Source organism: Burkholderia sp. HMSC10F09 (genome assembly GCF_001806955.1).
Taxonomy (GTDB): domain Bacteria; phylum Pseudomonadota; class Gammaproteobacteria; order Burkholderiales; family Burkholderiaceae; genus Burkholderia; species Burkholderia multivorans.
Map to the genome: position 1 here is coordinate 1 of NZ_KV786581.1, position 15,921 is coordinate 15,921.

Annotated in this window: 17 protein-coding genes and 1 tRNA gene; 8 read left to right on the forward strand and 10 right to left on the reverse strand. The window is 69.5% G+C overall.

Features of this window, described 5'->3' with window-relative positions:
• Positions 1–151: 151 nt before the first annotated feature.
• Together HMPREF3115_RS05700 and HMPREF3115_RS05705 are read right to left on the reverse strand one after the other, a co-directional pair.
• A complete protein-coding gene (locus HMPREF3115_RS05700) occupies positions 152–790 on the reverse strand; it encodes a LysE family translocator (protein WP_006401327.1) in 639 nt (212 codons plus the stop codon).
• A 76-nt stretch (positions 791–866) separates the two neighbouring features.
• Positions 867–1,736: an NAD(P)-dependent oxidoreductase gene (locus tag HMPREF3115_RS05705; RefSeq protein WP_006401329.1), complete on the reverse strand. Its 870-nt coding sequence runs from the start codon at positions 1,734–1,736 to the stop codon at positions 867–869.
• A gap of 121 nt (positions 1,737–1,857) precedes the next feature.
• On the opposite strand from HMPREF3115_RS05705, the gene HMPREF3115_RS05710 reads away from it, so the two are divergent.
• Positions 1,858–2,598: a Mut7-C RNAse domain-containing protein gene (locus HMPREF3115_RS05710; RefSeq protein ID WP_070553675.1), complete on the forward strand. Its 741-nt coding sequence runs from the start codon at positions 1,858–1,860 to the stop codon at positions 2,596–2,598.
• Positions 2,599–2,676: 78 nt separating this feature from the next.
• Here the strand turns inward: HMPREF3115_RS05710 and HMPREF3115_RS05715 are convergent, their stop codons facing one another.
• Entirely contained in the window at positions 2,677–2,910 is a 234-nt protein-coding gene (locus tag HMPREF3115_RS05715; protein ID WP_006401332.1) for a hypothetical protein, read from the reverse strand.
• Positions 2,911–3,250: 340 nt separating this feature from the next.
• Here HMPREF3115_RS05715 and HMPREF3115_RS05720 point away from each other — a divergent pair, with 340 nt between their 5' ends.
• From HMPREF3115_RS05720 to HMPREF3115_RS05735, 4 genes are read left to right on the forward strand one after another with little or no spacing between them, the layout of a single operon-like run.
• Positions 3,251–4,453 (forward strand): efflux RND transporter periplasmic adaptor subunit, encoded by a 1,203-nt coding sequence (locus tag HMPREF3115_RS05720; RefSeq protein ID WP_070553677.1) that lies wholly within the window; start codon positions 3,251–3,253, stop codon positions 4,451–4,453.
• Position 4,454: 1 nt separating this feature from the next.
• A complete protein-coding gene (locus HMPREF3115_RS05725; RefSeq protein WP_006401338.1) occupies positions 4,455–5,153 on the forward strand; it encodes an ABC transporter ATP-binding protein in 699 nt (232 codons plus the stop codon).
• A gap of 21 nt (positions 5,154–5,174) precedes the next feature.
• A complete protein-coding gene (locus HMPREF3115_RS05730; RefSeq protein ID WP_006401339.1) occupies positions 5,175–6,329 on the forward strand; it encodes an ABC transporter permease in 1,155 nt (384 codons plus the stop codon).
• A 10-nt stretch (positions 6,330–6,339) separates the two neighbouring features.
• On the forward strand, positions 6,340–7,506 hold the full coding sequence (locus tag HMPREF3115_RS05735; protein ID WP_006408253.1) for an ABC transporter permease: 1,167 nt from the start codon (positions 6,340–6,342) through the stop codon (positions 7,504–7,506).
• 16 nt (positions 7,507–7,522) lie between these two features.
• On the opposite strand, the gene HMPREF3115_RS05740 is transcribed toward HMPREF3115_RS05735, so the two are convergent.
• Positions 7,523–8,158, reverse strand: a complete 636-nt coding sequence (locus HMPREF3115_RS05740; protein ID WP_065494359.1) for a DUF2239 family protein — start codon at positions 8,156–8,158, stop codon at positions 7,523–7,525.
• Between the two features lie 289 nt (positions 8,159–8,447).
• Here HMPREF3115_RS05740 and HMPREF3115_RS05745 point away from each other — a divergent pair, with 289 nt between their 5' ends.
• Entirely contained in the window at positions 8,448–9,788 is a 1,341-nt protein-coding gene (locus HMPREF3115_RS05745; RefSeq protein ID WP_065494360.1) for an MFS transporter, read from the forward strand.
• A 58-nt stretch (positions 9,789–9,846) separates the two neighbouring features.
• Positions 9,847–11,244, forward strand: coding sequence for an enolase C-terminal domain-like protein (locus tag HMPREF3115_RS05750; protein ID WP_070553678.1), 1,398 nt, complete (start codon positions 9,847–9,849; stop codon positions 11,242–11,244).
• Between the two features lie 59 nt (positions 11,245–11,303).
• On the opposite strand, the gene HMPREF3115_RS05755 is transcribed toward HMPREF3115_RS05750, so the two are convergent.
• The 5 genes from HMPREF3115_RS05755 to HMPREF3115_RS05775 all read right to left on the reverse strand — a co-directional run bounded on the left by HMPREF3115_RS05755 (position 11,304) and on the right by HMPREF3115_RS05775 (position 13,800).
• Positions 11,304–11,379 (reverse strand) — tRNA-Ala (locus tag HMPREF3115_RS05755).
• A 100-nt stretch (positions 11,380–11,479) separates the two neighbouring features.
• A complete protein-coding gene (locus HMPREF3115_RS05760) occupies positions 11,480–11,836 on the reverse strand; it encodes a c-type cytochrome (protein ID WP_006408249.1) in 357 nt (118 codons plus the stop codon).
• Positions 11,837–11,847: 11 nt separating this feature from the next.
• Complete coding sequence (locus tag HMPREF3115_RS05765; RefSeq protein ID WP_006408248.1) at positions 11,848–12,645, reverse strand: BON domain-containing protein; 798 nt, start codon at positions 12,643–12,645, stop codon at positions 11,848–11,850.
• Between the two features lie 17 nt (positions 12,646–12,662).
• On the reverse strand, positions 12,663–13,247 hold the full coding sequence (locus tag HMPREF3115_RS05770; RefSeq protein ID WP_006408247.1) for an SIS domain-containing protein: 585 nt from the start codon (positions 13,245–13,247) through the stop codon (positions 12,663–12,665).
• A gap of 136 nt (positions 13,248–13,383) precedes the next feature.
• Positions 13,384–13,800 carry a YraN family protein gene (locus tag HMPREF3115_RS05775; protein ID WP_172488706.1) on the reverse strand — a complete coding sequence of 139 codons (417 nt, stop codon included), beginning with the start codon at positions 13,798–13,800 and terminating at the stop codon, positions 13,384–13,386.
• Positions 13,801–13,846: 46 nt separating this feature from the next.
• Here HMPREF3115_RS05775 and rsmI point away from each other — a divergent pair, with 46 nt between their 5' ends.
• Positions 13,847–14,725, forward strand: coding sequence for a 16S rRNA (cytidine(1402)-2'-O)-methyltransferase (gene rsmI / locus HMPREF3115_RS05780; RefSeq protein ID WP_070553680.1), 879 nt, complete (start codon positions 13,847–13,849; stop codon positions 14,723–14,725).
• Positions 14,726–14,806: 81 nt separating this feature from the next.
• On the opposite strand, the gene HMPREF3115_RS05785 is transcribed toward rsmI, so the two are convergent.
• The gene (locus HMPREF3115_RS05785) at positions 14,807–15,415 is read right to left on the reverse strand and encodes a septal ring lytic transglycosylase RlpA family protein (RefSeq protein ID WP_006401362.1); all 609 of its coding nucleotides are present in this window, start codon (positions 15,413–15,415) and stop codon (positions 14,807–14,809) included.
• Between the last annotated feature and the right edge of the window lie 506 nt (positions 15,416–15,921).

Here is a 15,921-nt window from a genome sequence, read left to right on the forward strand (position 1 = left end):
CGGCGCATCGGGCCTGGCCGGGCGGTCCGCCGCGCGCGTGACCGGCCGCGCGGCGCTGCCCGACACGCAGGCCTGAAAGACGAACGCCCCGCCCTCTGACGAGGCACGGGGCGTGCGGTGTGGGGCGTTCGGCGCGCGGCGGCGGCGCGAATCAGTGACGGACCAGCGCCATCATCGCGCCGAAGCCGACGAACAGTCCGCCCGTCAGCCGGTTGAAGATCTTCGCGACGCTGCGGCTTTTCAGCGTCGCGCCGATGCGCGTGCCGAACGACGCATAGACGAGATACCAGCTGACCTCGATCACCGCGAACGTGACGACGAGGATGCCGAACTGCGGCAGCGTCGGCTCGGCCGCGTTGATGAACTGCGGCAGCAGCGCGGCCGCGAACAGGATCGCCTTCGGGTTGCTGCCCGCCACCAGGAAGCCGTTGCGGAACAGCGCCCAGCGCGACGCATTGGCCGCATGGCGCAGCGCGGGCTCGGCATCGGCGGCCGGCACGTCGTCGGCGCTTGCGCGCCACGCCTTCACGCCGAGGTAGATCAGATAGGCGGCGCCCGCGAAGCGCAGCGCGTTGAACATCGCGGGCCACGCCTCGAGGAACACGCCGAGGCCCGCTGCCGACACCGACAGCATCAGCACGAGCGCGCTCAGACAGCCGGCCATCGTCGCCGCCGAGCGCCGCAGGCCGTGGCGCGCACCGTGTGTCATCACCAGCAGCATGTTCGGTCCGGGAATCGCCGACACGACGAACACCGTCGCCACGAAAAGCCACCAGGTATGCAGGTTCATTGCGCGCCTCTGCGTGAAGTCGTCAAAACGAAACGTCGATTATGCCGTGCGCGCGACGCCGCTGTCGCGCGCGCCCTCAACGGGCCGCGCGGCGCAGTGCCGCGTCGCCGAGCGCGGCGAAGTCGAGATCGCCGCCGCCGTGCGCGAGCACGTCGAGCAGGCTGTCGCGCACGACGCTCGCGACCGGCAGCGGCACCGACGCCGCGTCGCCGGCTTCGAGCGCGAGCCGCACGTCCTTCAGCCCGAGCCGCGCCTTGAAGCGCGCGGGCTCGTAGCGGCGTTCGGCGATCATCGCGCCGTAGCCTTCGTAGACCGGCCCCGGAAACACGCTGTGCGTGATCACGTCGAGGAAGTCGCGCATCGCGACGCCGTGCGCGCCGAGCAGCGCCGACGCCTCGCCGAGCGTCTCGATCGCCGAGGCGAGCGTGAAGTTCGCCGCGATCTTCGCGACGTTCGCGTGCTGCGGCAGCGACCCGAAACGCCAGGTCTTCTGGCCGATCGCATCGAACAGCGGCTGCACGCGGTCGATCGCCTCGGCCGGGCCGCCGGCCATGATCGTCAGGCGGCCGGCGGCCGCGACGTCGGGCCGGCCCATCACCGGCGCGGCGACGTACTGCAGGCCGCGCGACGCATGCGCGTGCGCGAGCGATTCCGCGAGCGCGACCGATATCGTCGCCATGTTCACGTGGATCAAGCCGCGCGGCGCCTGCGCAAGCAGCGCGTCGTCGAACACGGCGCGCGCGGCGGCGTCGTCGGCCAGCATCGAAAACACCGCGTCGCCGCGAAACGCGTCGGCCGGCGCATCGACGATCCGGGCGCCGAGCTCCGCCAGCGGCGCCGCGCGATCGCGCGAGCGGTTCCACACGCGCACCGTATGTCCGGCCTTCAGCAGGTTCGTCGCGATTGCCTGCCCCATTTCGCCCAGCCCGATAAATCCGAGATCCATTGCCCGCTCCTTCGATCGTCAAGCCGCGAGTTAAACACAGATGCGTGCAACGCGCAGCGCACGCCTCAGGCCTGACGGCGCACGCCGCACGCCGCGCGGCTCGCGATGCGATACTGCGCGGATGGCGACCGCGACCTTCCGCTTCCACGGCGAACTGAACGCGTTTCTCGCGCGCGAGCAGCGCGACCGCGCGTTCGCGCATGCGTGCGCGCGCGACGCGACCGTCAAGCATGCGATCGAGGCGCTCGGCATCCCGCACACGGAAATCGGCCGGCTGTCGGTCAACGGTGCGGCGGCCGCGCTCGAGCGGCGCGTCGACGACGGCGACCGCATCGACGTGTACCCGGAGCGCGCAGGCGGCGCCGCGAGCGCGCCGCCGCCCGACGCCTGGCGCTTCGTCGCCGACGCCCATCTCGGCGGGCTCGCGCAGCTGCTGCGGCTCGCCGGTTTCGACACGCGCTACGACAACCACTTCCGCGACGACGAGATCGCGGCGCTCGCCGAGCGCGAGGGCCGCATCGTGCTGACGCGCGACCGCGAGCTGCTGAAGCGCCGCGCGATCGTGCGCGGCTGCTACGTCCATGCGCAGCAGCCGGCCGAGCAGTTGCGCGAGCTGTTCGCGCGGCTCGATCTCGCGCCGCACATGCAGCCGTTCCGGCTCTGCCTGCGCTGCAACGCGCCGCTGCATGCGCTCGATGCCGCGGCGGCCGCGCCGCGGGTGCCGCCCGGCGTGCGGCAGCGGCACCGCCGCTTCGCCGCGTGCGACGTGTGCCGGCGCGTGTTCTGGGAAGGCTCGCACTGGCGGCGCATGCAGGCGCTCGTCGAGGCGATGCGCGCGCAGCCCGCCGCGAGCGGGGGCTAAAAAAAACAAAACCCCGTATGCCGAAGCAAACGGGGTTTCGCGACGGGCTGGCCGGCCGGGCCGGCCTGCACCGCGTGCTTAGTTCTGCGTGCCTGCGTCGTTCGTGCCGGCTGCCGAAGCCGCTGCGGCCTTCGCCTTGCCCTTTGCCGAACCGTGGCGCTTCAGCTGGTGCTTCGGCTTGCTGTGATCCTTCTTGGCCGGTGCCGGAGCCGAAGCCGACGTGTCGGCGGCCGGCGCCGAAGCCTGTGCGAATGCCGAAACCGATGCGAGAGCGAATGCTGCGGTCATGATCGAAGCGAGCGTCTTCTTCATTGTTCTTCCTTTAGCGGAGAAAAAATTCAAACGTGCCGGTACGAAAAGATGCGAGGCATCCGCATCGGAGCGTCAGTCACGCCGGCCGGCTTGCACCGTTCCGCCGCGCTGGAATCCTGACGCACTGGCTCGATAACGCACCGGCTTCGCGGCCAGTTGACACGTGCGCGGCGTTTACCGGGTTTTCCCGGGGGCGCACGCGCGACCGCCATCCGCATGCCGGCGAACCGGTGCGCCGGCCGTTCGCGGCGACGCTATACTGAGCGACCTTCCGTCCCTTTCCCGGACACGCTCCCGGCACCGGACCGCGGCCCCGAGACGGCCGCCAAGAGGCACCCAATTGCCCGATCACAATCTGGACAAGCTGAAGATCGACCGAGGCCCGATCGCAGCGCCGCGCCGGCGACGCTGGGTTCGCTATGCGGCGGCCGCCGCGCTCGCCCTCGTCGCGCTCGCCATAGGCCTCGCCGTCACACGCCGGCCGACCGTCGACACGACGGCCGTCACGTCCGCGTATCCCTATCAGAACGACACGCAACTGAACGCGACCGGCTACGTGGTCCCGCAGCGCAAGGCAGCCGTCGCATCGAAGGGCCAGGGACGCGTCGAATGGCTCGGCGTGCTCGAGGGCACGCGCGTGAAGAAGGATGAAATCATTGCGCGGCTCGAAAGCCGCGACGTCGAAGCGTCGCTCGCGCAGGCGCTTGCCCAGGTGAAGGTGGCACGCGCGAACCTCGGCGTGCAGCAGGCCGAGCTGAAGGATGCCGAGATCGCGCTGCGCCGCACCGCGGCGCTCGCGCCGCGCGGCGCCGTGCCGGCTGCGCAGCTCGACACCGACACCGCGCGCGTCAACAAGGCGCGCGCGTCGGTGAACAGCGGCGAGGCCGCCGTCGCGTCGGCCGAAGCGAATGCCCGCGCCGCGCAGGTCGCCGTCGACCAGACGGTGATCCGCGCGCCGTTCGACGGGATCGTGCTGGCGAAGCACGCGAACGTCGGCGACAACATCACGCCGTTCTCGTCCGCATCGGACAGCAAGGGCGCGGTCGTGACGATCGCCGACATGGATACGCTCGAAGTCGAGGCCGACGTCGCCGAATCGAACATCGCGAAGATCCGCGCCGGGCAGCCGTGCGAAATCCAGCTCGACGCGCTGCCCGACATGCGCTTCGCGGGCCGCGTGTCGCGGATCGTGCCGACCGTCGACCGCTCGAAGGCGACCGTGCTCGTGAAGGTGCGCTTTGTCGATCGCGACGACCGCGTGCTGCCGGACATGAGCGCGAAGATCGCGTTCCTGTCGAAGCCCGTCTCGGCGCAGGACCGCCAGCCGGTGACGGCCGTGCTGGCGAGCGCCGTCGTCGAGCGCGACGGCCGGCCGGTCGTGTTCGCGCTGCAGGACGACACCGTGCACGCGGTGCCCGTCGCGCGCGGCGCGCGCATCGGCGAGCTGGTCGCGGTGCGCGGCGTGAAGCCCGGCGACACGGTCGTGCTCGCGCCCGGCGCGGCGCTGAAGGACGGCGCGAAAGTGACCGTCGCGAAGAAGTAGCGTGAGCGCCGCACCGCCGCCCCTCGTCGAGATCCGCCACGTCGCGAAGTCGTACCGGCGCGGCAGCCAGATCGTGCCCGTGCTGACCGACATCACGCTCGACATCGGCGAAGGCGACTTCGTCGCGCTGATGGGACCGTCCGGCTCCGGCAAGAGCACGCTGCTCAATCTCGTGGCCGGCATCGACCGGCCGGATGCCGGCGAACTGCGCGTCGGCGGGCTCGACATCACGCAGCTCGCGGAAGCGCAGCTCGCCGAATGGCGCGCGGCGAACGTCGGCTTCATCTTCCAGTTCTACAACCTGATGCCGGTGCTGACCGCGTTCGAGAACGTCGAGCTGCCGCTGATGCTGACGCCGCTGTCGCGCCGCGAACGGCGCGAGCGCGTCGAACTCGTGCTCGACATGGTGAATCTCGGCGAGCGGACCGCGCACTATCCGTCCGAGCTGTCGGGCGGCCAGCAGCAGCGCGTCGCGATCGCGCGCGCGTTGATCACCGATCCCGCGCTGATCGTCGCCGACGAGCCGACCGGCGATCTCGACCGCGCCTCGGCCACCGACGTGCTCGCGATGCTGCAGCGGCTGAACGCCGAACTCGGCAAGACGATCATCATGGTCACGCACGACGCGCATGCGGCCGCGGCCGCGAAATCGCTCGTGCATCTCGAAAAAGGGGAGCTGATCGATGGGCATGCCCGCTGACCGTTCGCCCCGGCGCGCGCGATGTTCGTGCTGAAGCTGATCGCGCGCAACGCGCTGCGGCACCGGCTGCGCACGCTGCTGACCGTGCTCGGCCTGACCATCGCGGTGCTCGCATTCGGGCTGCTGCATACGGTCGTCGACGCGTGGTACGCGGGCGCGGCCGCCGCGTCGAGCGGCCGGCTCGTCACGCGCAATGCGATCTCGCTCGTGTTTCCGCTGCCGGTCAGCTACGAGAACCGGATCCGCGGTGTCGACGGCGTGACGGCGATCGTCCGCTCGAACTGGTTCGGCGGCATCTACCGCGATCCGAAGAATTTCTTCGCGAGCTTCGCGGTGTCGGACAACTATCTCGATCTGTATCCCGAGTTCATCGTGCCGGCGCAGCAGCGCGCCGACTATGCGCGCGACCGCCGCGGCTGTCTCGTCGGGCGGCAGCTCGCGACGCAGTTCGGCTTCAAGGTCGGCGACGTGATCCCGCTGAAGGGCACGATCTATCCGGGCACGTGGGATTTCGTCGTGCGCGGCATCCTCGACGGGCGCGACGAATCGACGATCACGCGGCAACTGGTGTTCCACTGGGACTATCTCAATGAAACGGTCCGCCAGCGCACGCCGAAGCAGGCCGATCAGGTCGGCGTGTTCGTGCTCGGCGTCGCGAACCCGGACGACGGCGCGGCGATCGCGCGCAACGTCGACGCGACGTTCCGCAACTCGCTCGCCGAAACGCTGACCGAAACCGAGCAGGCGTTCCAGCTCGGCTTCGTCGCGATGTCGAACCAGATCATCGCGGCGATCCGGCTGGTGTCCTACGTCGTGATCCTGATCATCATGGCCGTCATGGCGAACGCGATGGCGATGAGCGCGCGCGAGCGCACGGCCGAATACGCAACGCTGAAGGCGCTCGGCTTCGGGCCCGGCTTCCTCGCGCTGCTCGTGTTCGGCGAATCGGCCGTGATCGCGGCGATCGGCGGCAGCCTCGGCATGCTCGCGACGCCGCCGGCCGCGAGCCTGTTCAAGCAGGCGGCCGGCGGGATCTTCCCGGTGTTCCACGTGTCCGCGCGCACGCTCGCGCTCCAGGCCGCCTGCTCGGTCGCGGTCGGCGTGGCGGCCGCGCTGGTGCCCGCTTGGCAGGCCGCGCGCGTGCGCGTCGTCGAAGGCCTGCGGGCGATCGGCTGACGGGCGCGGCATGGCGATTCCGCTCACCTACATCGCGCGCAACCTGTGGGCGCGCCGCCTCACCACCGCGCTGACCGCCGGCGGGATGGCGCTCGTGATCTTCGTGTTCGCGACCGTGCTGATGCTCGACGCCGGGCTCACGCAGACGCTCGTGTCGACCGGCGAGCCCGACAACGTCGTCGTGATCCGCAAGGGCGCGGAGACCGAAATCCAGAGCGCGATCGATCATCAGCAGGCGAACGCGCTCGAGATGCATCCGGCCGTCGCGCTCGGCGCCGACGGCCGGCCGCTCGTGTCGAAGGAAGCGGTCGTGCTGATCTCGCTCGTGAAGACGTCGACCGGCAAGCCGTCGAACGTCGTGATCCGCGGCGTGTCGCCGGCCGGGCTCGCGCTGCGCCCGCGCGTGCAACTCAAGGCGGGCCGCATGTTCGCGCCGGGCTCGTCGGAAATCATCGTCGGCAGCGCGGTCGCGAAAGGCTTCAGCGGCACGCAGCTCGGCGACCGCCTGCATTTCGCGCAGCGCGACTGGACCATCGTCGGCGTGTTCGACGCGGGCGGCAGCGGCTTCGATTCGGAAATCTGGGGCGACGTCGATCAGTTGATGCAGTCGTTCCGGCGCACCAGCTATTCGTCGATGGTGCTGCGCATTCCGAGCGCCGACGGCTTCGCGCGCTTCAAGGCCGACATCGACGTCGATCCGCGGCTGACCGACGAAGCCAAGCGCGAGCAGACGTTCTACGGCGATCAGTCGAAGGCGCTGTCGACCTTCATCAACATCCTCGGAATCACGCTGTCGACGATCTTCTCGATCGCCGCGATGATCGGCGCGACGATCACGATGTATGCGTCGGTCGCGAACCGCACCGCCGAGATCGGCACGCTGCGCGCGCTCGGCTTCAAGCGCGCGAACGTGCTCGCGGCGTTCCTGCTCGAAGCGCTGCTGCTCGGCTTCGTCGGCGGCGTCGCGGGGCTCGCCTGCGCGTCGCTGATGCAGTTCGCCTCGTTCTCGACGACCAACTTCCAGACCTTCTCGGACCTGTCGTTCCGCTTCGTGCTGACGCCGGCGATCGTCGTCAAGACGCTGCTGTTCTCGCTCGTGATGGGGCTCGTCGGCGGCTTCCTGCCGGCGCTGCGCGCCGCGCGGCTGAACATCGTCGATGCGTTGCGCGCGCGGTGATGCACGGCGCGCGCGCTCAGCACGTTTCCGTCGACGGCGGCAGCTCGCCGCGCGCCAGCGCGAGCGCGTGGTCGCGCACATCCTCCGGCCAGCCGGCGATCAGTTCGGCCATCCGCGCGAGATCGTTCGCATACAGCATGCGCGCCGCTTCCTCGAAACCGGGCAGATCGCCGGCCAGCGCCGACATGAAGTGATAGGCGCGCGCCTGCGCGTCGCGCCGCCGGTCGGCGGCCGCATGCGTGCGGCGCGCGTCTTCGACGAGCTTGCGCAGCGCGACCGATGCACCGCCCGGCTGCGCGGCGAGCCAGTCCCAATGGCGCGGCAGCAGCGTGACCTCGCGCGATACGACGCCGAGCTTCGGCCGGCCGCGGCCGCGTTGTTCGGCCGCGCCGACAGGATCGCGGGCGATGCCTGCGTCCTGCGCGGCATCGCGCGCCGGCGGCGCATGACGCGCGCGCACTTCGTCGGCCGTGCCGCGCAGGTCGAGGTCGATCGAGCGCCCCGTCGCATCGTCGAAGATCAGGACCGTGCCGGCCATGCCGTCGCCGGCGATGCGCTTGACCGCGACCGCCACCGTCGCGAGCGGGCCCGACGCGATGCGGCGATGGCCGTCGAACGCGGTATAGGAAGGGAGAAACGGAGTCGCAGTCATCGCGGTCGCCTTGGATGCAAAATCGGAGTAGCGACATTTTTATCCGGGTATAAATCGGATGTCAATATCACCCGGATAAAAATTGTTCGCGCCGGTCGCCGTCGTCGCGAACGATTCAATTGCTGAATCGATCAAGTCAGCAATTGGCATGAATGTGCAAATGTCGCCGTGACAGAATGACCCGGACGCCCGCCCGCTCGCCCGGCCCGGGCGTCGCGACACGACAGATCGCGCGCACATCGACGCGCCGGCCGCAGGACGGCCCGCCTTCCGCCTCGGAGGAGACAGCATGAATCCGCTTCACGCGCTGCCGGCGTCCGCGTCGGCAACGGCCCGGCGCACACGCGTGCGCTGGCTCGTGCTGACCGTGCTGTTCGCGGTCACGACGATCAACTACGCGGATCGCGCGGCGATCTCGATCGCCGGCCCGAGCCTCGCGCGCGCCCTGCATCTGAACCACGTGCAGATCGGCTTCATCTTCTCCGCGTTCGGCTGGTCGTACGTAGTCGCGCAGCTGCCCGGCGGCTGGCTGCTCGACCGCTACGGCTCGCGCATCGTCTACGCGTTCAGCATCTTCTTCTGGTCGCTGTTCACGCTGCTGCAAGGCGCGATCGGCTTCTTCGGCGGCGCGGCCGCGTTCGCGCTGCTGTTCGGGCTGCGCTTTCTCGTCGGCGCAGCGGAAGCACCGTCGTTTCCCGCCAACAGCCGGATCGTGTCCGCGTGGTTTCCGGCCGCCGAGCGCGGCACCGCGTCGGCCATCTTCAATGCCGCGCAGTATGCGGCGACCGTCGTGTTCGCGCCGCTGATGGGCTGGCTCGTGCACGCGTTCGGCTGGCAATCGGTATTCGCGGTGATGGGCGTGCTCGGCTTCGCGTTCGTCGCGGTCTGGCGGCGCACCGTCTACGATCCGAAGGACCATCCGCAGATCAACCGTGCCGAACTCGACTATCTCGCGGACGGCGGCGCGCTCGTCAACATCGATCAGACGAGCGGCGCGCGCGACGGCGGGCCGTCGCTGCGGCACGTGAAGGCGCTGCTGAAGAGCCGGATGCTGATCGGCGTCTACGTCGCGCAGTACTGCATCAACGCGCTCACCTACTTCTTCATCACGTGGTTTCCCGTCTATCTCGTGCAGGCGCGCGGGATGTCGATTCTCAATGCGGGGCTCGTCGCGTCGATCCCGGCCGTGTGCGGGTTCCTCGGCGGCATTCTCGGCGGCATCGTCTCCGACGCGCTGCTGCGGCACGGCCGCTCGCTGTCGGCCGCGCGCAAGGTGCCGATCGTGATCGGGATGCTGCTGTCGATGTCGATGATCGTCTGCAACTACACGGATTCTCACGTGCTCGTCGTGCTGTTCATGGCGCTGTCGTTCTTCGGCAAGGGGCTCGGCGCGCTCGGCTGGGCCGTCAACGCCGATACCGCACCGCGCCAGATCGCCGGGCTCAGCGGCGCGCTGCTGAACACCTGCGGAAACCTGTCGAGCATCACGACGCCGATCGCGATCGGCTATATCGTCGACCGCAGCGGGTCGTTCAACGGCGCGCTGGTCTATGTCGGCGCGCACGCGCTCGTCGCGGTGATCTGTTATCTGTTCGTCGTCGGCGAGATCCGCCGCGTCGAGCTTCGTTGAACCGACGCGGGCCGAGCCGGCGCGGCCGGCCGCCCGCTTTCGAGAGGAACCCCGAACGATGTCCGAAGCCCGTCATGCCGGCACGCCGCGCGTCACGCGGATGCAGGTGATTCCCGTCGCCGGTCGCGACAGCATGCTGCTCAATCTCTGCGGCGCGCACGCACCGTATTTCACGCGCAACCTCGTGATACTCGACGACAGCAGCGGACGCACCGGCGTCGGCGAAGTGCCGGGCGGCGAAGGCATCCGGCACGCGCTCGAGCGCATGATCGATCTCGTCGTCGGCCAGCCGATCGGCCGCTACCAGGCGACGCTGAACGCGGTGCGCGCGGCGCTGTCCGGCCCGGCCGCGGGCGCGGGGCGCACGATCCGGCACGAGGTCACGTCGGCCGGCGAAGCCGCGGTGCTGCGCCAGCCGCACGAGATCAACCTGCGGCTCGACAACGTGATCACGGCGATCGAGGCCGCGCTGCTCGACCTGCTTGGCCAGTATCTCGACGTGCCGGTTGCCGCGCTGCTCGGCGAAGGTCAGCAGCGCGACGCGGTGCCGATGCTCGCGTATCTGTTCTATATCGGCGACCGGCGCCGCACCGATCTGCCGTACCGCGACGAGGCGCACGCGAGCGAGCCCTGGTTCCGGCTGCGCAACGACGAGGCGCTGACGCCGGCCGCGATCGCGCGGCAGGCGGAGGCCGCGGTCGAACGCTATGGATTCGCCGATTTCAAGCTGAAGGGCGGTGTGATGGACGGCGCCGACGAGATGGAAGCGATCGCGGCGATCAAGGCGCGCTTTCCCGACGCGCGCGTGACGCTCGATCCCAACGGCGCCTGGTCGCTCGACGAAGCGATCGCGCTGTGCCGCGGGCAAGGCCACCTGCTCGCGTATGCGGAAGATCCGTGCGGGCCGGAAGCCGGCTATTCGGGACGCGAAGTGATGGCCGAATTCCGCCGCGCGACCGGCATTCCGACCGCGACCAACATGATCGCGACCGACTGGCGGCAGATGGATCATGCGGTGCGGCTGCAGGCCGTCGACATTCCGCTCGCCGACCCGCACTTCTGGACGATGCAGGGCTCGGTGCGGCTCGCGCAGCTGTGCCGCGACTGGGGGCTCACGTGGGGCTCGCACTCGAACAATCACTTCGACGTGTCGCTCGCGATGTTCACGCATGCGGCAGCCGCGGCGCCGGGCACGATCACCGCGATCGACACGCACTGGATCTGGCAGGAAGGCGATGCGCGGCTCACGCGCGAACCGCTCGAGATCGTCGGCGGCAAGGTCGCCGTGCCGGAGCGGCCGGGGCTCGGGATTGAGCTGGACCTCGCGCAGGTCGAAGCCGCGCATGCGCTGTACCGGCAGGTGGGCGGCACCGCGCGCGACGATGCGGTTGCGATGCGGTATCTCGTGCCGGGCTGGACGTACGATCCGAAGCGGCCGAGTTTCGGGCGGCGCTAGGGCGGCGGCGCGCATAAACAAAAAGGGCTCGATCTTGCGATCGAGCCCTTCGAATTCGTTGGTGGAGCGGAGGAGGATCGAACTCCCGACCTTCGCATTGCGAACGCGACGCTCTCCCAGCTGAGCTACCGCCCCAACAAACCGTCATCATACACACGCATTTCCGCGCTTGGCAATAGGGTTGCCCCCAAGCGCTTGCGCCCGCGCAAGATCGCGCGCGGCGGCCCGCCGAACGTTACTTTTGCGGCGCGCCGGCCAGCACCCATTCGACGACCGAGCGCAGATCGGCATCGCTCATCCGCGGGTGCGCAGGCATCGGAATCGCGCCCCAGACGCCCGAGCCGCCGTCCTTCACCTTCTTCGACAGCTTCGCGACGGCCTGCGGATCGCCCTTGTAGCGCGCGGCGATGTCCTTGAACGACGGGCCGACGAGCTTCCGGTCGACCGCGTGACAGCCCAGGCAGGCGTTGCTGCGCGCGACCCTGAGCCCGTCGCCGACCTGCGCGTGCGCGCTCGCGCCCCACGCACCGACGAGCGACGCCGCCACGGCGCCCTGCACGATGCGGCGTGCCACCTGCCTGAACGACTTCATCGGCGCAGCCCTCATTGCGGCGTCGCCTTCGGGTTGCCCGGATGCACGCCCGACGAATTCGAGATCGGCGCGGGCGGCTGCAGCGGCGTGGACTGCACCGACGCATCGGGCACCGCGCCGACGGTCGCCGCGTCGGCCGGCGCGGCCGCGGCCTGCGTGCCCGACGCGTCGCTCGGCGCCGCGGCCTGCAGCGCCTGCGCATCCTGCGGCTTGATGTACTGGAATACCTTCACGACCTTCTCGACACCGGGCACCTGGCTCGCCGCCTCGGCGCCGCGATTGCCTTCGTCGACCGTCACGAGGCCCATCAGATAGATGTTGCCGCGCTCGCTGACGACCTTGTAGTTGTTCGCCGAGATGCCCTTCGTCGCGATCAGCTCGGACTTCACGCGCCCTTCGAGATACGAGTCGTTCGCGCGCGACGACAGCGACGCCGCCGGCTCGACCGACAGCTCGTTGACGATCCCGTTCACGTTGTTGATGCCGCGCACGATCTCCTCGGCGCGCTGCTTCGATGCATCGTTCGGCACTTCGCCGGTCAGCAGCACGCGGCGGTTGAACACCGTCACGTTCACGTGCGACTGATCGGGCAGCCCGTTGTTGATCTGCGTGAGCGCCTTGACCTGGATCTCGCGATCTTCGGTCTGCGCGCCGAGCGTGCGGCGGTCGGTCGCGATCAGCGCGCCGCCGCCGGCTGCCGCACCGACCACCCCGAGCACGCAGCCCTGCAGCGACACGGCGAGGCCCGCCGTCAGCGCGGCGAGCAGCGTGGTTCTGACGAGCGTCTGTTTGACGCGGCTTTGATTCATCGACGGCTCTCCTTCGTTCAATCCTCACCCAGCAGCATCGCGTCGATGCCGTCGCACAGGCAGTGGATGGTCAGCAGATGGACTTCGTGAATGCGCGCCGCCCGGACGGCGGGCACGCTGATCGCAATATCGGTGTCGGACAGCGCGGCCGCGACTGCATGGCCGCTGCCGCCCGTCAGCGCGACGACGGTCATCTCGCGCTCGTGCGCTTCGTCGATCGCCGCGAGCACGCGCGGCGAGGCGCCGCCCGAATCGAGCACCAGCAGGATGTCGCCGGTCTGGCCGAGCACGCGCACCTGTTGCGCGAACAGTTGATCGGCGGCCGCCGCGCCGGCGAGGCCGGCCTGCGACGCATCGGTGCCGAGCGCGATCGCGGGCAGGCCCGGACGCTCGCGCTCGAAGCCGCCGACCAGCGACACGGCGAGGTAGTGCGCTGCGGCGGCCGACGGGCCGTCGCCGCACGCGACGATCTTGTTGCCGTTCGCCAGTGCGGCGAACATCGCGTCGACCGCGGCTGCGATCGGCAGCGACAGCGTGTCGGCGGCTTCCGCATGAAGCGCGGCACTGTCGCGGAAATGTTGCTGAATACGTTCGACTGACATCGATTCCTGGTGAACTGGGCGCGCAGCACGCTTCGGCGCGTCGCGCGACACATCGTGAGTGCGGCGAGTTTACCGTACTCCGGCACCGTGTCCCGCGGTCCGGCAAGAACTCTTTACATCTCGTCACAGCTCGCGACTACGCATCGTCGGCACGAAATGCATCGCGTAGCCAGACGAGCCGCCCGGCCTCGAACGCGATCACGTCGAACCGGCACGCGGCCGCCGGATCGTGATGCGCCCAGAAGCGCAGCGCCGCGGCGACGAGCCGCTGCCGCTTGCGCGCACCGACGCTCGCGGCCGCGCCGCCGTGCCGCGTACTGCGTCGCGCGCGCACTTCGACGAACACGAGCGTGCCGTCGGCGTCGCGCATCACGAGATCGAGTTCGCCGCCGCGCATCGTCACGTTCGCTGCGACGAACGCGAGCCCGCGGCGCGCGAGGAACTGCCGCGCGCGCAACTCGAACGCGGCGCCGATCGGCTTGGATCGCGCCGCGCAGGAAAAGTTGTCGGCCGCGCACGCGTCGTCCGGCCGCGCGGCGCGCGCGTGGCACAATGCCGTCCTTGTTCCGCTTGCGCGGCGATCGCGCGCATTGCCTGCCATGACTGCCCTCCTCGAACTCGCGCACACGCAGCACTACCCGGAAGCCGCCCTCTACGTCGTCGCGACGCCGATCGGCAACGTCGCCGACATCACGCTGCGCGCGCTGCACGTGCTCGGCCTCGTCGATCGCATCGCCGCCGAAGACACACGCAACACGGGCCAGCTGCTCGCGCGTTACGGCATCTCGAAGCCGCTCGTCGCCGTGCACGAACACAACGAGCGCGAAGCCGCGCTGCGCGTGATCGAGCTGCTGCGCGCCGGCGAGCGCGTCGCGTACGTATCGGACGCCGGCACGCCCGGCATCTCGGACCCCGGCGCGCGGCTCGTCGACGCAGTGCGCGCCGCCGGTTTCGCGGTGATTCCGCTGCCCGGTGCGAGCGCGGCCGTGACGGCGCTCAGCGTGGCCGGCGACTGGGCCGGCGCGTTCACGTTTGCAGGCTTCCTGCCGCCGAAGGCGAAGCAGCGCGCGGCCGCACTGCAGGCGCTCGCGTCGCATCCGTACGCGCTGGTGTTTTACGAAGCGCCGCACCGGATCGCGGAAACGGTCGACGCGCTCGCCGGCGCGTTCGGCCCCGCGCGCCGGCTGCTGATCGCGCGCGAACTGACGAAGCTACACGAGCAGCTGTTCGCCGGCACGCTGGCCGAAGGACAGAGCTGGCTCGCCGGCGATGCGAACCGGCAACGCGGCGAATTCGTGCTGGTCGTCGAAGGCGCGCCGGCCGCGCGCGACGACGCAGACGACACCGCGCACGACGCGCTGCTCAAGCTGCTGCTGGAAGAAGTGCCGGTGAAGAGCGCGGCGAAACTCGCGGCTGCGCTGACGGGCGCGTCGCGCAACGCGCTCTATGCGCGCGCACTGGCGCTGAAGGAAGGTTGACGGCGGGCGCACACGCACCGCGCATCAATGACGAAGGGCTGCCGACGGCAGCCCTTCTGCATGCGGAAACGCTCCGCGACGTTACTTCGACGAGATCGACGCGAGCATCTCGTCGCGCGCCTCGCGCGCTTCCTGCGGCGAGAGCCCTTCGATCTTCACGCGGCCGGTGCCGGCGTGCACGAGGCCGATCACCTTCGCGGCCGCATACGACAGGTCGAGCACGCGGCCGCGCTTGAACGGCCCGCGATCGTTGACCTTCACGACGACCCACTTGCCGTTCGACGCGTTGGTCACCTTGATGTACGACGACAGCGGCAGCGTCCGGTGTGCGGCCGTGAACGCGTTCATGTTGAAGCGCTCGCCGTTCGCCGTGCGGCGGCCGTGGAAGCCCTTCCCGTACCACGATGCGCGCCCGGTCTGGCGGAAATCGGAGACGTCCTTGCCGTCGATCGGCTCGGCGTCGGCCAGCGACGATTTCTTCGCGTCGTCGCTGCCGGTGGCCGGCATCGATGCCAGCGCGGAATCGAAATTGAGCGGTTGCTGATCGTCCGCTTTCGCGGCCGCGGCCGTCTTGTCGACCGCGTTCTTCTGCGACGCGCTCCCGGTGGTCTGGCTGGGTGGCACCGCACAGCCCGCGAGCGCAAAAAATAAAGCAATGGTCCCGAATCGATTCGGAAGTCGTAAATTCATCGACGTGTCGCCTTCTGGTTCGGGCCGCCTGTTCCTGACGCTGTTTCGCGACGCGGATACGCAGCCCGGACGGCAAATGCGTGCACGTCCCGCTCGAGCGCGAGCGGGCGGCTTGCATGGGCGCGGCTTTCGTCTGTGCCGCAACCGTCCTGATTAGCTTTCACGTCTGGCGCAACCTGTCCCCGGCAGCCTGACCAGACCCCACATGCCGCCATCGAACATGGCTTTCACGTTCGCGCGCGTCGATACGATGACGCACAGGAACGGCGGCACAGGCCCCGTCCGGCGGCGCGGCAGCAAGGCCGCAGGCGGGCGCGCAGCGCCCGGCCGGACAAGACGTGAGCACCGAATGCACGGTGCTGGATACACCGCCGGAAACCCCCGGCGGCTGATGCTTGACGGTGAACCCGACACCCCTCTCTGACGGGGCCGGAACACCAGCGAATTGCGTGAAATTCACGCGCAATGGGCCGCATTATACATAAATCAAAATCGCGTCTCGAAAA